The sequence below is a fragment of the Zhongshania aquatica genome, from assembly GCF_027257955.1.
In the GTDB taxonomy this organism is placed as follows: Bacteria; Pseudomonadota; Gammaproteobacteria; order Pseudomonadales; family Spongiibacteraceae; genus Spongiibacter; species Spongiibacter aquatica.
Genome location: NZ_JANZNQ010000001.1, coordinates 408675 through 423285, shown reverse-complemented (window position 1 = coordinate 423285; position 14611 = coordinate 408675). Strand labels below are relative to the sequence as shown.

The 14611-nt window shown below is 50.5% G+C and carries 17 protein-coding genes and 1 tRNA gene; 7 read left to right on the top strand and 11 right to left on the bottom strand.

What is annotated here, in order from left to right; all coding sequences use genetic code 11:
• Positions 1 to 10: 10 nt before the first annotated feature.
• A tRNA-Leu gene (locus O9X78_RS01930) sits at positions 11 to 97 on the bottom strand.
• A 121-nt stretch (positions 98 to 218) separates the two neighbouring features.
• Here O9X78_RS01930 and rnr point away from each other — a divergent pair.
• The 7 genes from rnr to dnaB all read left to right on the top strand — a co-directional run bounded on the left by rnr (position 219) and on the right by dnaB (position 7252).
• Positions 219 to 2729 (top strand): ribonuclease R, encoded by a 2511-nt coding sequence (gene rnr / locus O9X78_RS01925; protein WP_269617906.1) that lies wholly within the window; start codon positions 219 to 221, stop codon positions 2727 to 2729.
• Between the two features lie 8 nt (positions 2730 to 2737).
• On the top strand, positions 2738 to 3472 hold the full coding sequence (rlmB, locus tag O9X78_RS01920; RefSeq protein WP_269617905.1) for a 23S rRNA (guanosine(2251)-2'-O)-methyltransferase RlmB: 735 nt from the start codon (positions 2738 to 2740) through the stop codon (positions 3470 to 3472).
• 152 nt (positions 3473 to 3624) lie between these two features.
• Positions 3625 to 4068 carry a 30S ribosomal protein S6 gene (rpsF, locus tag O9X78_RS01915; RefSeq protein ID WP_269617904.1) on the top strand — a complete coding sequence of 148 codons (444 nt, stop codon included), beginning with the start codon at positions 3625 to 3627 and terminating at the stop codon, positions 4066 to 4068.
• A 26-nt stretch (positions 4069 to 4094) separates the two neighbouring features.
• Positions 4095 to 4322, top strand: coding sequence for a 30S ribosomal protein S18 (rpsR, locus tag O9X78_RS01910; RefSeq protein WP_269617903.1), 228 nt, complete (start codon positions 4095 to 4097; stop codon positions 4320 to 4322).
• A gap of 18 nt (positions 4323 to 4340) precedes the next feature.
• Entirely contained in the window at positions 4341 to 5189 is an 849-nt protein-coding gene (locus tag O9X78_RS01905) for a hypothetical protein (protein WP_269617902.1), read from the top strand.
• A gap of 39 nt (positions 5190 to 5228) precedes the next feature.
• Positions 5229 to 5675 (top strand): 50S ribosomal protein L9, encoded by a 447-nt coding sequence (gene rplI / locus O9X78_RS01900; protein WP_269617901.1) that lies wholly within the window; start codon positions 5229 to 5231, stop codon positions 5673 to 5675.
• Between the two features lie 146 nt (positions 5676 to 5821).
• The gene (gene dnaB / locus O9X78_RS01895) at positions 5822 to 7252 is read left to right on the top strand and encodes a replicative DNA helicase (protein WP_269617900.1); all 1431 of its coding nucleotides are present in this window, start codon (positions 5822 to 5824) and stop codon (positions 7250 to 7252) included.
• 13 nt (positions 7253 to 7265) lie between these two features.
• Here the strand turns inward: dnaB and tatC are convergent, their stop codons facing one another.
• The 10 genes from tatC to O9X78_RS01845 form a co-directional block, all read right to left on the bottom strand.
• Positions 7266 to 8021 (bottom strand): twin-arginine translocase subunit TatC, encoded by a 756-nt coding sequence (tatC, locus tag O9X78_RS01890; protein ID WP_269617899.1) that lies wholly within the window; start codon positions 8019 to 8021, stop codon positions 7266 to 7268.
• A complete protein-coding gene (gene tatB, locus O9X78_RS01885) occupies positions 8018 to 8404 on the bottom strand; it encodes a Sec-independent protein translocase protein TatB (protein ID WP_269617898.1) in 387 nt (128 codons plus the stop codon). Before tatB ends, tatC begins: the two co-directional genes overlap by 4 nt.
• Positions 8405 to 8635, bottom strand: coding sequence for a Sec-independent protein translocase subunit TatA (tatA, locus tag O9X78_RS01880; protein WP_269617897.1), 231 nt, complete (start codon positions 8633 to 8635; stop codon positions 8405 to 8407).
• A 48-nt stretch (positions 8636 to 8683) separates the two neighbouring features.
• Positions 8684 to 9016, bottom strand: coding sequence for a phosphoribosyl-ATP diphosphatase (locus tag O9X78_RS01875; RefSeq protein WP_269617896.1), 333 nt, complete (start codon positions 9014 to 9016; stop codon positions 8684 to 8686).
• Positions 9013 to 9414 (bottom strand): phosphoribosyl-AMP cyclohydrolase, encoded by a 402-nt coding sequence (gene hisI, locus O9X78_RS01870; protein ID WP_269617895.1) that lies wholly within the window; start codon positions 9412 to 9414, stop codon positions 9013 to 9015. Before hisI ends, O9X78_RS01875 begins: the two co-directional genes overlap by 4 nt.
• 43 nt (positions 9415 to 9457) lie before the next feature.
• A complete protein-coding gene (gene ubiB, locus O9X78_RS01865; RefSeq protein WP_269617894.1) occupies positions 9458 to 11089 on the bottom strand; it encodes a ubiquinone biosynthesis regulatory protein kinase UbiB in 1632 nt (543 codons plus the stop codon).
• Between the two features lie 10 nt (positions 11090 to 11099).
• Positions 11100 to 11738 carry a ubiquinone biosynthesis accessory factor UbiJ gene (locus tag O9X78_RS01860; protein WP_269617893.1) on the bottom strand — a complete coding sequence of 213 codons (639 nt, stop codon included), beginning with the start codon at positions 11736 to 11738 and terminating at the stop codon, positions 11100 to 11102.
• A complete protein-coding gene (gene ubiE, locus O9X78_RS01855; protein WP_269617892.1) occupies positions 11735 to 12484 on the bottom strand; it encodes a bifunctional demethylmenaquinone methyltransferase/2-methoxy-6-polyprenyl-1,4-benzoquinol methylase UbiE in 750 nt (249 codons plus the stop codon). Before ubiE ends, O9X78_RS01860 begins: the two co-directional genes overlap by 4 nt.
• A 295-nt stretch (positions 12485 to 12779) precedes the next feature.
• On the bottom strand, positions 12780 to 13448 hold the full coding sequence (locus O9X78_RS01850; protein WP_269617891.1) for a replication protein P: 669 nt from the start codon (positions 13446 to 13448) through the stop codon (positions 12780 to 12782).
• Positions 13357 to 14571 carry a DnaT-like ssDNA-binding domain-containing protein gene (locus O9X78_RS01845; protein WP_269617890.1) on the bottom strand — a complete coding sequence of 405 codons (1215 nt, stop codon included), beginning with the start codon at positions 14569 to 14571 and terminating at the stop codon, positions 13357 to 13359. The genes O9X78_RS01850 and O9X78_RS01845 overlap by 92 nt, the downstream gene beginning before the upstream one ends.
• Positions 14572 to 14611 lie beyond the last annotated feature (40 nt).

The following is a 14611-nucleotide window of genomic DNA, read 5'->3' as shown; positions in this document are numbered from 1 at the left end:
GGTAGTTATATGGTGCCCAGGAGAGGACTTGAACCTCCACCCCCTTGCGAGGACCAGCACCTGAAGCTGGCGTGTCTACCAATTTCACCACCTGGGCAGGGGATGACCGGCTAGGATGCCGAGGCGCGCAATTTACTGATAGAAAGTATTTTTGTCAACGGTTGAGTTACACTAGCCAATAAGAATTTAAATCCCATATAGATAGGAAGCCCGATTGAATGGCTAAACGCCGTAATCTCCCAGATCCCCATGCAGAGCGCGAGGCTTCGCGTTATGAGAATCCCGTCCCAAGTCGCGAATTTATCCTTGAACAGCTGAAAGATGTTGAAAATGGTCTTAGCTTGTCACAGCTGCGTCGTCAGTTAGAGGTGGCAGGCGAAGATCAAGAGGAGGGTTTGCGACGTCGCGTAAAGGCGATGCTTCGCGATGGTCAGATTATCGAGGGTCGGCGAGGGCGTTTACGTGCTATCAGTGGCGGTGATGCCATGGTGGGCCGGGTACAGGGGCATCGTGACGGCTTTGGCTTTGTCGTTATTGAGGGTGAGGATGAGGATGTGTATTTGGCTAATCGCCAAATGCAGCAGGTGTTTGATGGCGACATCGTTAAGGTCGAGGTGACTGGCATAGATCAGCGCGGTCGGCGTGAAGGGGTGATCATTGAAGTTGTTGAGCACAATACTCAGCAATTAGTTGGCAAGTTGATGATGCACCGTGGCTTGCCGCAGGTTGTGCCAGAAAATACCCGTATTCAGAATTGGTTGGCCTTGGAAGACGCCGATGTTGGCGGCGCCCGAGAGGGTGATTATGTGATGTTGGAAATCACCCAGCAGCCCGGTGCGCGTCAGCAGGCTCGCGGTCGAATTACCGAAGTGTTGGGTGATCGTCGCACCGTGGGCGTGGCTACCGAGCTGGCGATTCGCAGCCATGATATTCCCTTTGAGTGGCCAGAAGCGGTTGAAGAAGAAGCTCGCCGTTTTGGTTCTGAGCCCTTAGAGAAAGATAAAAAGCATCGTGTTGATTTGCGCGAGTTGCCACTGGTGACCATCGACGGTGAAGATGCGCGAGATTTCGATGATGCGGTGTTCTGCGAGCCGAAGAAATCTGGCGGGTGGCGTTTATGGGTGGCGATTGCAGATGTTTCTCACTACGTTCAGGTCGGTTCAGCCTTAGATGAAGAGGCGAATAAGCGCGCGACGTCGGTTTATTTTCCTGATCGAGTTGTGCCGATGCTGCCCGAGGCACTCTCTAATGGTTTGTGTTCTTTAAAACCGAATGTTGATCGTTTGACGATGGTGTGTGAAATGACCATCAGTGCCACCGGCAAGCTAAGTGGCTATCAGTTTTATGAGGGGATTATTCGCTCTCACGCTAGATTGACCTACAACGAAGTCGGCGTTTTGTTGGGATTAAAGGATGTTGATCCTAGTTACGACACCGGTAAAAACCGGGATTTACTGCCTCAGCTGCAGGACTTGCACGAGCTCTACTTTGCCTTGCGCAAAGCGCGATCTGAGCGCGGAGCAATTGATTTTGAAACGGTTGAAACCCGCATTGTATTTAATGACGAAAAGCGGATTGAGGCGATTGTGCCGATTCGCCGTCATGATGCTCACCGTTTAATAGAAGAGTGCATGCTGTGTGCGAACGTTGCCACGGCGAAGGCCTTGGAACGTGCCGGTCTTGAAGCTTTATATCGCGTACATAACGGTCCGAGCGAACAAAAGCTGACCAATCTTCGCGAATTTTTACAAGAGATTGGTTTGGGTTTACGCGGTGGCGCAGAGCCAAGTCCGAAGGATTACCAGTTGCTGTTGTCGACTTTAGGCGAGCGTCCCGATGCGGCAGTAATTCAAACCATGATGCTGCGATCTTTGAGTCAGGCGGTATATCAGCCTGATAACGAAGGTCACTTCGGTTTGCACTATTCAGGTTATACACATTTTACATCTCCAATTCGTCGTTACCCAGATTTACTCGTGCATCGTGCTCTGCGCTATTTGATACGCAGTGGTGGCGGTGAGGCTGCAAAATGTTTTCTTAAAGTGGATGGCGCCCCGGCGCTTAGTCGCAAGAAAATCTATCCCTACGATATGGAAGCCTTGGTTGCACAGGGCATGCATTGTTCCATGTCTGAACGTCGTGCAGATGACGCCAGTCGTGACGTGATGGCGTTTTTGAAATGCGAGTTTTTACAAGAGCATGTGGGTAGCGAGTTCGACGGCGTGATAGCCGCGGTGACTGGTTTCGGCATGTTTGTTGAACTCAAAGACTTATATATAGAAGGCTTGGTGCATATCTCTGCCTTGCCGCAGGATTACTATCAGTTTGACCAAGCCCATCAGCGCCTTATCGGTGAGCGTACACGCCGTACTTTCCAGCTGGGTGATACCCTTCGTGTTCAGGTGATGGGTGTTGACCTTGATCAGCGGAAAATTGATTTAGCCCTACCTTCAGGCGAGCCGGCTAAGCGCCAGAAGCCGTCAGTACGAGAAGCCTTGGCGAAGGGGCAGGTACCGCCGTCAAACTCAAAATCAGGGCGTGGTAAATCACCGGCTAGCAAGTCTGCTAGCGGCAAACGTCGCAGTGCCAAGCCAAATACAGATGCGCCGAAAAAAGCCTCGCCTGCTGCTAAGAAAGCGCCTGCAGCAAAGGGTAAGAAAACCGGCGTGGGTGCGAAAACCGCCGCCGCGCGGAAATCGGGTGCTTCCAGTAAGCGTCGTGGTCGATAGGAATTATTGTGGCAGAAAAAATATTTGGTATTCATGCCGTACAGGCGGTGCTGTCGCGCAGCCCTGAGCGCGTGAAGAGCCTTTATGTGCAAAATGGGCGTGGTGATAAGCGCCTGCAAGAGGTGCTTGGTTTGGCCGCTTCGGCGTCTATCGGCGCATCGCAACGTCCTCGAGAAGAGCTCGATAAAATGGTCGAAGGGCGCCATCAGGGCGTGATTGCCTTGGTCGAGCCGGCTCCAGAGTATCGTGAAAAAGATTTACCGGATTTGGTGGCGGCGGCAGGCAGTGCTGCGCTAATTTTGGTTTTGGACGGCGTCACCGACCCCCATAATTTAGGCGCTTGTTTGCGTAGTGCCGATGCGGCTGGAGTGACTGCTGTGGTCGCGCCCCGCGATAATTCTGTTGGTTTGGGGGCGACGGTTTTTAAGGTCGCCTGTGGTGCGGCCGATGTGGTGCCTTTTATCCAGGTAACAAACCTTGCCCGCAGCTTGCAGCAAATGCAGCAGGCGGGTATTTGGGTGGTGGGTATGGCGGGTGAGGCAGATACTTCATTATATGAACGAGATCTCCGTGGCCCGCTGGCTATTGTGCTGGGGGCGGAGGGTGCTGGAATGCGTCGCCTTACCCGGGAGAATTGTGACTACTTAGCAAAGTTGCCTATGGCTGGCACCGTCAGTAGCTTAAATGTGTCTGTTGCGACTGGAATTTGTCTGTTTGAAGCGGTGCGTCAGCGCCAATCTTGATCTATTGGCTAATATTTGTGCGAATCGCTTGCATCTAGCGCCTCCCTTGCCTAAAATCCGCGCTCTTGATTTATGGTAGCTCCGCCTATTTTGGGCAGAGTTGTCCTCCTTGTCACACCGTAAAGGGTGACTTAACCCGTAAGGAGCTGAAAATGCGTCACTACGAGATTGTGTTCCTGGTTCATCCAGACCAGAGCGAACAAGTACCAAGTATGGTTGAGCGTTATACGCAAGCCATCGAAAAAGACGGTGGTAAAGTTCACCGCCTAGAAGACTGGGGCCGTCGTCAACTGGCTTACCCTATCAACAAAATCCATAAGGCACACTACGTGCTGATCAATGCTGAAGCGTCTGCTGAAGCACTGGAGGAGTTGACTACCAACTTCCGTTACAACGACGCTGTATTGCGTAACCTCATTATTCGCTGCGATGAAGCGTTGACTGAAGAGTCGCCAATCATGAAAGCGGAAAAAGAGAGCCGCGAGCGTCGTAGCCGCAGCGAGCAACGTGTAGAGCGCAGCCGTGATGACTCTGAGTCAACAGCTGATGACGATAGCGATTCTGATGTCGATACGACTGAAGAAGACGCTGAATAATTGCGGACTGAGTTAGGAGAGTAGTTATGGCACGTTTTTTCCGTCGTCGTAAGTTTTGCCGCTTCACAGCGGAAGGTGTTGGCCAAATCGATTATAAAGATTTGGAAACCCTAAAAGCCTATGTTTCTGAAACAGGCAAAATTGTACCGAGCCGTATTACCGGTACGAATGCTAGATACCAGCGTCAATTGTCTACTGCAATTAAGCGCGCACGTTTCTTAGCTTTGCTGCCTTACACAGACAGTCATAAGTAAGAAAACGACGTTTATACCATGCGCGCCTTAGCTGAGTTCATTATGAAAGGGCGCTTGCAGGCAGTGGCCGTTGCAGGCTTGGGCGTTGGTACGCTCGTATTTGCATGGGTCGGTGTCGCAGCGGCGATACTGGTATTGCTGCGCAAAGGCTTGACCGAAGGTGCTTATGTTGTTTTTTGGGCACTATTACCGGCCATTGCCGTGGCAACAATCGGGGCAGATGTCGGTCCGCTGACAATGCTGCTGGGAGCTTCCGTAACAGCTCTGGTGCTTCGTAATACCCAGCAGTGGGCGTTGGCTTTGATTACGGCAACAGCGGCAGGTCTGTTTACAGCCCTGATGCTGACGCAGTTTGCCAATGCCTACCTCGTGTCGGTGCTTGAGCTTGTGCAGCCTATGCTGCAGAAAATGCAGGCCTCGGCACCGGGGGCATTTCCGGAAATCACCACCGGCGATGTGGCTGCGCTAATTGGTGTCAGCACGGTGTTATGGAGTGCGTTGGCTGTGATGCTAGCGCGGTGGTGGCAGGCACTGCTTTACAATCCTGGCGGATTTCGCTCGGAAATGTGGCAGCTAAGGTTGTCGCCAGTAGTCGCCATAGGCTTAGTTATGGTGATGTTGTTGCTAAGTAAAATTGGCGGTGATTATCGCTTTTGGGCTGTGATGTGCGTTATGCCCATAGTGATTGCCGGTTTAGCGTTAGTGCATGGTACCGTTGGCCGCTTGGGCTTAGGTCGTGTTTGGTTAATAGTTTTTTACGTAGCGCTGTTGGTATTACGACCGCTTTGGGTGGCGTTGATATTAGTGGCGATTGTGGATAGTTGGATTGATATTAGACGGCGTTTGCCGGTTCGTCCTACAAAGTAGGGCAACGCGAATGTCGGCGCATTTAAGAGGGTAAGAACCATGCAAGTGATTCTGCTGGAGAAAATTGGCAAGCTTGGCAATCTGGGTGATCAGGTTAACGTTAAATCCGGCTACGGACGCAACTTCCTTATTCCTTATGGCAAAGCCGTTCCTGCCACGAAAACTAACGTAGCTGAGTTTGAAACTCGTCGTGCTGACTTGGAAGCCGCTGCGGCAGACAAACGCAGCACTGCTGATGCTCGCGCTGCGAAATTGGCTGAATTGACTGTGACTATCGGTGCAAATGCTGGCGATGGTGGCAAGTTGTTCGGTTCTATCGGTACTCGCGATATTGCTGATGCGGTTTCTGCTGCTGGCGTTGAAGTGAACAAGAGCGAAGTGCGTATGCCAGAAGGTCCAATTCGTGATCTAGGTAGTTACGACGTAGCAATTCAGCTTCATAGCGATGTAGTGCAGTCTGTTAGCGTTATTGTTGTCGTTGAGTAAGACTGCTTCGCAAGTTGGTTAAATTAGCCGCTGCCATATAAGGCTGCGGTGACGCGCGAATTGCGTCTATAGCCAGATGAGTAAAAAAGCACGACCGCTGTTTGTAGCGGTGGTGCTTTTTTTTTGCCACAATGCTCGATCTGATAATGTGTAGTGACGGTCCAGTGCATCCCGATATTTACCCAGATTCGCCGCCAGACTTCGCCGATGAGCGTGAGTTTGCCCAGCTGAAATTGCCCCCGCATTCTGTAGAAGCTGAGCAGTCGGTACTCGGCGGCCTGATGATTGCTAATGAGGGCTGGGATTCGGTAGCGGATGTCGTTGGCGAGGGGGATTTCTTTCGCCCGGAACATCGCAAAATCTTCGCGCAGATGGCGCGGCTTATTCAGCTCCAGCAACCCATCGACGTCGTTACTCTTGCGGAGTCACTCGCTAAGTCAGGTGAGCTAGACTCGGTTGGCGGTGCGGCGTATCTCGCTGATATCGCCAGTAATACCCCTTCTGTCGCGAATATACGTGCCTATGCACAGGCCGTGCGGGAGCGGGCGACGTTCCGCTCTTTGATTAGCGCTGCGAACGCGATAGCCGATAGTAGTTTTAATCCTGAAGGTCGCAATAGTGATGAGATATTGGATGAGGCCGAGCGTGCCATCATGCAGATCTCTGAGGAGCGTCCAAAGACGGGCGGTCTCACTCCAATTAACCCTCTGCTAAAGCAAGCCGTCGATAAAATCGACGAGCTGTTTAGCAGTGAGGATGCCATCACTGGTTTAACGACCGGTTTTGAAAAGCTCGATGAAATGACTTCCGGCTTGCAAAAGTCTGATCTTATTATTGTCGCGGCGCGACCCTCCATGGGTAAGACTACCTTCGCTATGAACTTAGTAGAAAATGCCTTATTAAGTAGCGATTTACCGATGCTGGTATTCAGTATGGAGATGCCGGCAAATCAGCTAATGATGCGGATGTTGTCGTCAGTCGGACGTATAGATCAAACCCGCGTGCGCACAGGTCGGCTTGAGGAGGCGGATTGGCCCAAGCTGAGTGCGGCGGTGACGAAGCTCAAAGACAAGGCCCTGTTTATAGATGATACGCCCGCGTTAACGCCGACGGAGGTGCGCTCCCGCGCACGTAAGATCGTTCGTGAGCACGGTGGTATCGGCATGATCATGCTCGATTATTTGCAGTTGATGAAGGTTGCAGGTACTGGAAGCGAAGGCCGTACTGCAGAAATTTCTGAGATCTCGCGGTCTTTGAAGGGTATTGCAAAGGAATTTGAATGTCCGGTTGTAGCGCTATCTCAGCTCAACCGTGCGTTGGAACAGCGACCAAATAAACGACCAATTAATTCAGATTTACGTGAATCGGGTGCGATTGAGCAGGATGCTGACGTCATCATGTTTATTTATCGTGACGAAGTGTATAACGAGGAATCCGCCGATAAGGGCATGGCTGAAATTATTATTGGTAAGCAGCGTAACGGTCCCATCGGCACCGCGCGGCTGAGCTTTATCGGTAAACACACCCGATTTGAAAATCTCGCCTTCGGATACGAAGCGCCGCCTGACGAATATTAATAGCTCTAAGGGTTTATTCTTCTTCGGTGTCTGTTTCAGCAGTCTTCTTTTTGACCAGCCTGCCAAACACAATCCCGATTTCAAATAGTAGCCACATTGGTACGGCTAACAGCATCTGCGATATTACATCTGGCGGCGTTAACAGCATTCCGAAAACAAAGCAGGCGATGATGACATAAGGCCGTTTTTCTGCAAGTTCGTTGGCAGTAATGACGCCAGAGGCGATGACTAGTACCGTCGCGATGGGAATTTCAAAAGCGACACCGAAGGCTAAAAATAATTTAAGCGCAGTGTCTAGGAAGCGGGCTATATCTGGAGTGTAGCTAACTCCTTCTGGGGTAATGCCGCTGAAAAAACCAAATACCAGCGGAAATACCACGTAATACGCAAACGCTAAACCTGCGTAAAATAACACGATGCTTGAAATGAGTAGCGGTGCGGCAATACGCTTTTCGTGGCGGTACATGCCGGGCGAAATAAATTGCCAAATCTGGTGCAGAATAACAGGCATGGCAAGACAGAACGCAGACACCAGTACCAGCTTAAATGGCGTGAGAAAGGTCGAGGCAATCTCGGTGGCAATCATGCTGCTGCCTTCAGGGAGCAGGCGTTGCATGGGTTCAGCTACAAAAGTGTAGATGGTGTTGGCGAAGGGAAATAAGCCTAAGGTGCATATCAACACGGCTAAGACAATACGCAGCAAGCGATCACGCAGCTCTGTGAGGTGGGCAATTAGCGGTTGGCTTTGATCCTGTTCGGCATCACTCATGATTTGGCGTCTTGATCAGTTTCTTTAGGTGTTTCAGGTGAAGCCTCGGGGATCGCAGTATCCGATGCTGGCTGCGTCTTTGACCGGCCATCAATACTGTTTTCAATTTCCGATACTTGTTTCGCAGCTTCATTGAGATCGCTATTAATTTTGTTTTTTGATTCTTTGAGCGAGGCTAGTATGGATTCATTGTGAAGTTGGCGACGAATTTCATCGGCACCCACTTCTTTTTCTATTTCGGTGCGAATGTCATTAAAACTGCGGCGTAGCCGCCCAAGCCATAGCGACGTAGTACGAATCGCGCCGGGTAGGCGTTCTGGGCCAAGAATCAGTAATCCCAGAACGGCAATGACAAGCAGTTCAGCAAAGCCGATATCAAACATTTATAGTTTTGACTCGTCTTTTTTCTCGGTTTGCGCCGCAGCGCTTGCGTCTTCCTGCTCTTTCTTTTCTATATTTTTGGCGTCCTCGTCGCCCTGCATACTGTCTTTAAATCCTTTTAAAGCGCCACCAAGGTCACTGCCCATGCCTTTCAGTTTTTTGGTGCCGAAGAGCAAAACGACTATGGCTAGAATGATTAATAGTTGCCAGATACTGATGCCACCTAAACCCATAATTCCTTCCTTATAATTTATCTAGTTAATTGCAGGTTGATTTTAAAACTAACTGTCTCGAGCTGCTTTTTCGTCTAATCCAGACAAGCCAAAGCGGCGCGCGAGTTCATCGAGTACTTGCTGATGATTTCCGCCAAGGTGAGATAGCATCACCAGGCTGTGAAACCACAAGTCTGCAGTTTCATAAATAAGATCGCTATTGTCGCCATCCCGATCAGCATCTTTTGCCGCGAGGACCGTTTCTACAGCTTCCTCGCCGACTTTTTCAAGTATTTTGTTTAATCCTTTGTGATGCAGGCTTGCAACGTAGGAGCTGTCTGGATCGGCCCCTTTGCGGGACGCTAATACGGCATCTAATTGCTCTAAAATAGTTTGCGTCATGTTTTTTCCACGTGTTGATACATGGTAGCCGGATCTTTTAATACGGCTTCGGTAGTTTGCCAGTCACCGGTGTTTAGCCTGCGATAGAAACAGCTCTGGCGGCCGGTGTGGCAGGCGATACCGCCGATTTGCTCAACTTGTAGCAATAGTGCATCACCATCGCAATCTAGTTCCATGGCGCGGATTTTCTGCACGTTTCCTGAGCTTTCACCTTTGCGCCATAGCTTAGCTCGCGAGCGTGACCAATAAACAGCGTCGCCGGTTTCAACACTGAGTTGTAAAGACTCGGCATTCATCCACGCCATCATCAACACTCTGCCGCTGGAGGCGTCTTGGGCAATGGCGGCGACTAAGCCGTCGTCATTCCATTTGATGTATTGAAGAAAATCACAGTTCATTTGTAAATACGACGTAGGATTTATAAGAGGGCATTACTTTACCTCAGCGACTGCGGATAAAGAAATACAATGCGACACCAAATAGCAAGATACTGCTGTCGGGTAGGTTTCTTATCCCCTCTCTTATACCGGGGTCGGCGATGAGCGCCGCGCTAATTAAGGCAATGATCGCGATGCGCTGATTTCGAGCGCGAGCGCCTTGCTCACGGATAATAAGCGCGACTTCGTTTTTATGACGAAGATCGTCCGCCGTGGTGTTGTGTTTGCTTGGCGTCCCGCGCTCTAGCAGCGTTTCTGGTAGGTGGGGTAGTTGCTCCAGCCAGCCTGGCAGGCGATGGCTTACTCGTTTTAGCATGCTTTGGGGAGAATAACGGTCGCGCACCCAGCGTTCTAGAAATGGCATCGCCGTTGACCACAAATCCAGCTGTGGGTAAAGCTGGCGCCCCAAGCCTTCAATGTTTAACAATGTCTTCTGCAGCAGGACGAGGGACGGTTGTACTTCCATGTCGAAGCGACGGGCAGTTTGAAATAAATATAACAGCAGCTGGCCAAAAGAAATCTCTGATAGCGGCTTTTCAAAAATAGGTTCGCTTACACTGCGTATGGCGGCTTCGAATTCGTGGACGCGGGTATCCGGTGGCACCCAGCCGCATTCTACGTGGAGTTCTGCAACCTCGCGGTAATTACGCTGAAATATAGCGAGTAGATTTCGTGCTAAGTAATACTGATCGAAATCACTTAAGCTACCGATGATGGCGCAGTCAATGGCGATGTATTGCGGTGACAAGGGACGGTTATGGGCAATGAATATATTCCCTGGGTGCATGTCTGCGTGGAAAAAGCTGTCCCGGAAAACTTGGGTAAAGAAAATTTCAACGCCACGCTCGGCGAGCTTTTTCATGTCGGTGCCCTGTTCGCGCAGTGTTTTTAGGTCGGTAACGGGAATGCCGTAGATACGCTCCATCACTAATACATTGCGGCGTGTGTAGTCCCAGTATACTTCTGGAACGTAAAGCACTTCTGAATCTTTAAAATTGCGTTTGAGTTGCGAGGTATTTGCACCTTCGCGTTGTAGGTCAAGTTCGTCAAAAATAGTGTGTTGATAATCTTCGACCACTTCGACTGGGCGCAGTCTGCGGCCATCTGGTACATAGCGCTGAACAAGCAGGGCGATACTTTGCAGAAGGCGGATGTCTGCGGTAATAGTTCGCTCTATGCCGGGCCTTACAACCTTTACGACGACGTCGATGTTGTTGTGTAAGGTGGCGGTGTGAACCTGTGCAATGGAGGCTGACGCTAGGGCTTCGCGATCAAAGGCAGCAAATAATTCATTGATGGGTTTGCCCAGTGCTGTTTCTATGGCAGCTACCGCGATTTCGCTGGCAAAGGGTGGTACTTGGTCTTGTAGCTTGGCCAGTTCGTCAGATACATCATCGGCTAAAAGGTCGCGGCGGGTAGATAATACTTGGCCAAATTTTATGAATATGGGGCCGAGATTTTCCAGTGCGCAACGCAGTCTCTCGCCGCGGCTATAGTCTCGGCGAGGGAATAATCGCCAAGGACCAAACTTTATCAGTAGGCGTGCCCGTAGCGGTAATTTCTCAATTGGAATTAAGGTGTCTAAGCGGTAGTGACAGATAATCCAGCAAATGGCGAGTAGGCGACGCAGCCCCATATTTATGTCCTTACTTATTTTTAGAGGGTGCTGTAATGCGCTGTTGTAAACGACGAACTTTGGCTTCTAGCCGTTCACTGCGGGTTTTCAAATCATCGACGGCGCTGTAAAAGTCGTCTGCCTGACAAGGGTGGGGCACAAGCTGACTTTCTTCCACAATAAACTCACTAAATTGGCGGTGAAGGTTTTTTCCTGTGCTACTTAGCCAGCGTTGTCCTGCTCTTAGGCCATTGCCCAGCTGATGAGCGGCCACATCGCCAAAGGCATCGGCGAGGGGTTGTTCCCAATCTAGGTCCAGCTCGGCAAGGATTTTACGTAATTCTAATAGTGGGCTAGTATCGCCACTGATGCTGATATCGCCATTAATGAGTGCTGCTGCAGGGTCTTTTGCGGTGGCGACCTTGGCAAATTCGCTCCATTTACCACTGAGTCGCGTTGTCACTTTGTCGTTGTGTTGTCCTAGAATTCGCAAGCGTTTCCCGCTAATACCAATCCCCAAATTTAAATCGGGATCTCTTAGTTCAAGCGAAAAGCGCTGCCCGTCTAGCGCCTGCAGTTTGGTGCTGGAAGCGGGGTCGAGCTGAAGGGCCTTGTTAATGAGGTTTTCTAAGCTAGATAACGCGGCACCCTGCAGAACCAGTGGAATCACGGCTTTATGCCTCGGTGCACGGCGACTACGCCGGCGGTCATATTGTGGTAGCGCACATCGACAAAACCCGCATCGCTCATCATGCCCTTGAGGGTTTCCTGATCCGGGTGCATACGAATACTTTCAGCTAGGTAGCGATAACTTTCCTCATCATTGGCGACTAACTGGCCCATTTTGGGCAGGATGTCGAAGGAGTAACGGTCGTACAGTTTGCCGATGACCGGATTGACCGGTTTGGAAAATTCTAAGACTAAAAGTCGGCCGCCGGGCTTGAGTACGCGGTTCATTGAGCGCAGCGCGGCCTCTTTGTCGGTGACATTGCGTAGGCCGAAGGCGATGGTAATGCAATCAAAACTATTGTCTGGAAACGGCAAACACTCGGCGTTTGCTTGTACGTATTCGATATTGCCAACAATGCCTTTGTTGGTGAGCTTTTCGCGGCCAACGGTGAGCATGGAATCATTAATATCGGCAAGAACAACTCTGCCGTTAGGGCCGACGAGACGGCTGAATTTAGCGGCGAGGTCGCCGGTGCCGCCGGCAATATCGAGCACTGAGTTGCCGGTGCGCACACCCGATAATTCGATGGTGAAACGCTTCCACAGGCGATGAACACCGCCGGACATCAGGTCGTTCATTAGGTCGTATTTCGCGGCAACCGAATGGAAAACACCGGCAACCATTTTGACCTTGTCCTGAGTCTCTACGGTTTTGTAGCCAAAATGAGTGGTTTTATCGTCTGCCATAAACTTGCCTGTTCTGTGTCGTCAGCCGCGTGGGCCGGTTTGAAAGGGGGCTATTGTAGCGCTTGCGGAGGCACCCTGCACGATTGCTTTTTGAGATCTTCGCACGATTGTTATTTTGTCCTCTGTCGGCGTCAAAATTCTAGCCAAAATACGCGCACTGCTTATTGTGAGTGCTCTACGCAATGGATTATTTGCCGATATAAACACTGTTACTGCTTGTGTTTTTTTGCAGAGAGTGACGTTTCGGCTCGCGCAAACATCACACGAGGTCTTTGATTTCTTGGCTCAGTGATTACTAAATATCTAATTCATCGCGCATTTTTTGCATGCGCTGGCGCTGCTCCGCCTGAGATAGCGGCTTGCTGATGGTCTCTGGTATCGCTTTTTGGGATGGCATTGTGAGGGTTTCACCGTTTTTCACCCGCGAGCAAATATCATCGTAGTGTCGACGAAAAACGGGGTAGGCGTTGTGTTCAGCGGTGCTCGCTAGATAAAACCAATCGCTGGCGCGACCAGCGTGATATACCGCAGGGTGAGACCAGTTGTATTCGGCTTTCGGCTGCGGGGCTCGGCAGGCTTCTAGATAGGCGCTATGGCTGTCTGGCAGACCTAGCTCGTGGTTATCAGGTTCGCAGTATTTCAGAATGCCTTTTATGGTGGGTAAAAACTCAGACTCGCGAATCGCTCGATGGGTGGCGGCGACAATAACGTCAGGCTGAATGTGACGCAAATTACTGAACCACAGTTTCTTGGCGTAACTGAGTTTTTCTGGGTTTGAAAAGGCCTTGTTGTACTGGTTGTGGTAAACCAGCTCAAACTCCGCAAACATGCGATTTAGTGCATCGATTACCGCATCTTTATTCGGCGTAGGCTCAGAGTTCGTCTGCCCAGCTGCGATCGGTGTGTTTTTCGATGAAGCCAGTTTTTGGCTGGCTTGTTCCAGTAGCTTGTTGCTGTCGTGCATTGCTCTGCCCCAGTTGATGACTTTGTGCCCAACGATATTTTACATGTTGTAGAAACTTTGTATTCCATGAGCGGTGGGCGGTGCCACTGTCTTGCCAGAATAGTATAAATTCAGCGACTTGTGCTTTGGCAAACTCCGGGTCGATGCGAGCCATATGGAATATGTCGAAAACCGCGTCGTTGGGTTGCCAGTCGGATTTAATCGGCGCAATCTCGTTTTCATTGCTGACAGTATTGGTGTAGCGGGCCCACTGAAGGCGAATATGCTGTATAAAACGGGAGTTCCAGTTGCTGTCGGGTGTTCCACGCTCCCGCCAGTACAAAATAAACTCTGGTATAGCGTCTTCAATAAAGTGTTGGCTGACGTGGTCGCGTTCAAGAATTTCTATCGCATCTAAGCTCGGTTTCCAATTCCCGTCTATGGGTTGAGTACGAGATTCCTCGATTTTTGCGTATTGCCGTTTTTTCCAGCGGCGACTGACATATTGGCTAAAGGCGCTATTCCATGAGCTGCGAGTTTCGCCGGTTTCGCGATAATGGGCGATAAACTCAGGAAGCACAGCATTAATAAAGGCAGGATCTACCTGATTAAAGCGTGTTAGGTAGTCAATGCCCGCTTTGTCGGGAAGCCAATCAGCGGGAATAATATTGTTGCCTGGTACTGGGCGACTGGGCGGCGCGGTCATTTGCTTGTTGGCCACCTGTTGTGTCTGAGCGTGTGAGTGTGCGGCTGTTTTTGCGCTAGAAGGCGTATGATCGCTGTTTTTTATGTGCTCGGACTCTGCTGCTTGCTTTCGCTGTGGAAGCGCAATGCGAATATTTTGCGCATTGCTCATTAGGGCTGCGCCGATAATAATGAGCCCCTGGTCGTGGAGGGTACGAAGTACCTCATCAATTTTGTTTTCGTCCCAGAACGGCAGCTGGCGAGTAAGTTGATTTTTGTCGATAAGAAACCAGTGTTGACCTTGGCTTTCTCGGCCGCTGAGTAAAGGTAGCCATTCTGCAATGAGTTGATATAGCAATGCGGCCTCTAGCCCTAATGTTGTGGCGAGGGAGGGGGAAACCAATAAAGGGCGTTCTACAAGCGCAGCTGACATCGTATTTACTCTAAAATAGCGGTTCATTGTACGGCCTTGTGCCGCCGGCTGTCAGCCCTGTGTCTAC

What these genes read in the sequence shown, in the direction of transcription:
- rnr (WP_269617906.1), top strand. Translation starts at nt 219, where the DNA reads ATGGCTAAACGCCGTAATCTCCCAGATCCCCATGCAGAGCGCGAGGCT.
- rpsF (WP_269617904.1), top strand. Translation starts at nt 3,625, where the DNA reads ATGCGTCACTACGAGATTGTGTTCCTGGTTCATCCAGACCAGAGCGAA.
- rpsR (WP_269617903.1), top strand. Translation starts at nt 4,095, where the DNA reads ATGGCACGTTTTTTCCGTCGTCGTAAGTTTTGCCGCTTCACAGCGGAA.
- O9X78_RS01905 (WP_269617902.1), top strand. Translation starts at nt 4,341, where the DNA reads ATGCGCGCCTTAGCTGAGTTCATTATGAAAGGGCGCTTGCAGGCAGTG.
- rplI (WP_269617901.1), top strand. Translation starts at nt 5,229, where the DNA reads ATGCAAGTGATTCTGCTGGAGAAAATTGGCAAGCTTGGCAATCTGGGT.
- dnaB (WP_269617900.1), top strand. Translation starts at nt 5,822, where the DNA reads ATGTGTAGTGACGGTCCAGTGCATCCCGATATTTACCCAGATTCGCCG.
- tatC (WP_269617899.1), bottom strand. Translation starts at nt 8,021, where the DNA reads ATGAGTGATGCCGAACAGGATCAAAGCCAACCGCTAATTGCCCACCTC.
- tatB (WP_269617898.1), bottom strand. Translation starts at nt 8,404, where the DNA reads ATGTTTGATATCGGCTTTGCTGAACTGCTTGTCATTGCCGTTCTGGGA.
- tatA (WP_269617897.1), bottom strand. Translation starts at nt 8,635, where the DNA reads ATGGGTTTAGGTGGCATCAGTATCTGGCAACTATTAATCATTCTAGCC.
- O9X78_RS01875 (WP_269617896.1), bottom strand. Translation starts at nt 9,016, where the DNA reads ATGACGCAAACTATTTTAGAGCAATTAGATGCCGTATTAGCGTCCCGC.
- hisI (WP_269617895.1), bottom strand. Translation starts at nt 9,414, where the DNA reads ATGAACTGTGATTTTCTTCAATACATCAAATGGAATGACGACGGCTTA.
- ubiB (WP_269617894.1), bottom strand. Translation starts at nt 11,089, where the DNA reads ATGGGGCTGCGTCGCCTACTCGCCATTTGCTGGATTATCTGTCACTAC.
- ubiE (WP_269617892.1), bottom strand. Translation starts at nt 12,484, where the DNA reads ATGGCAGACGATAAAACCACTCATTTTGGCTACAAAACCGTAGAGACT.
- O9X78_RS01850 (WP_269617891.1), bottom strand. Translation starts at nt 13,448, where the DNA reads ATGCACGACAGCAACAAGCTACTGGAACAAGCCAGCCAAAAACTGGCT.
- O9X78_RS01845 (WP_269617890.1), bottom strand. Translation starts at nt 14,571, where the DNA reads ATGAACCGCTATTTTAGAGTAAATACGATGTCAGCTGCGCTTGTAGAA.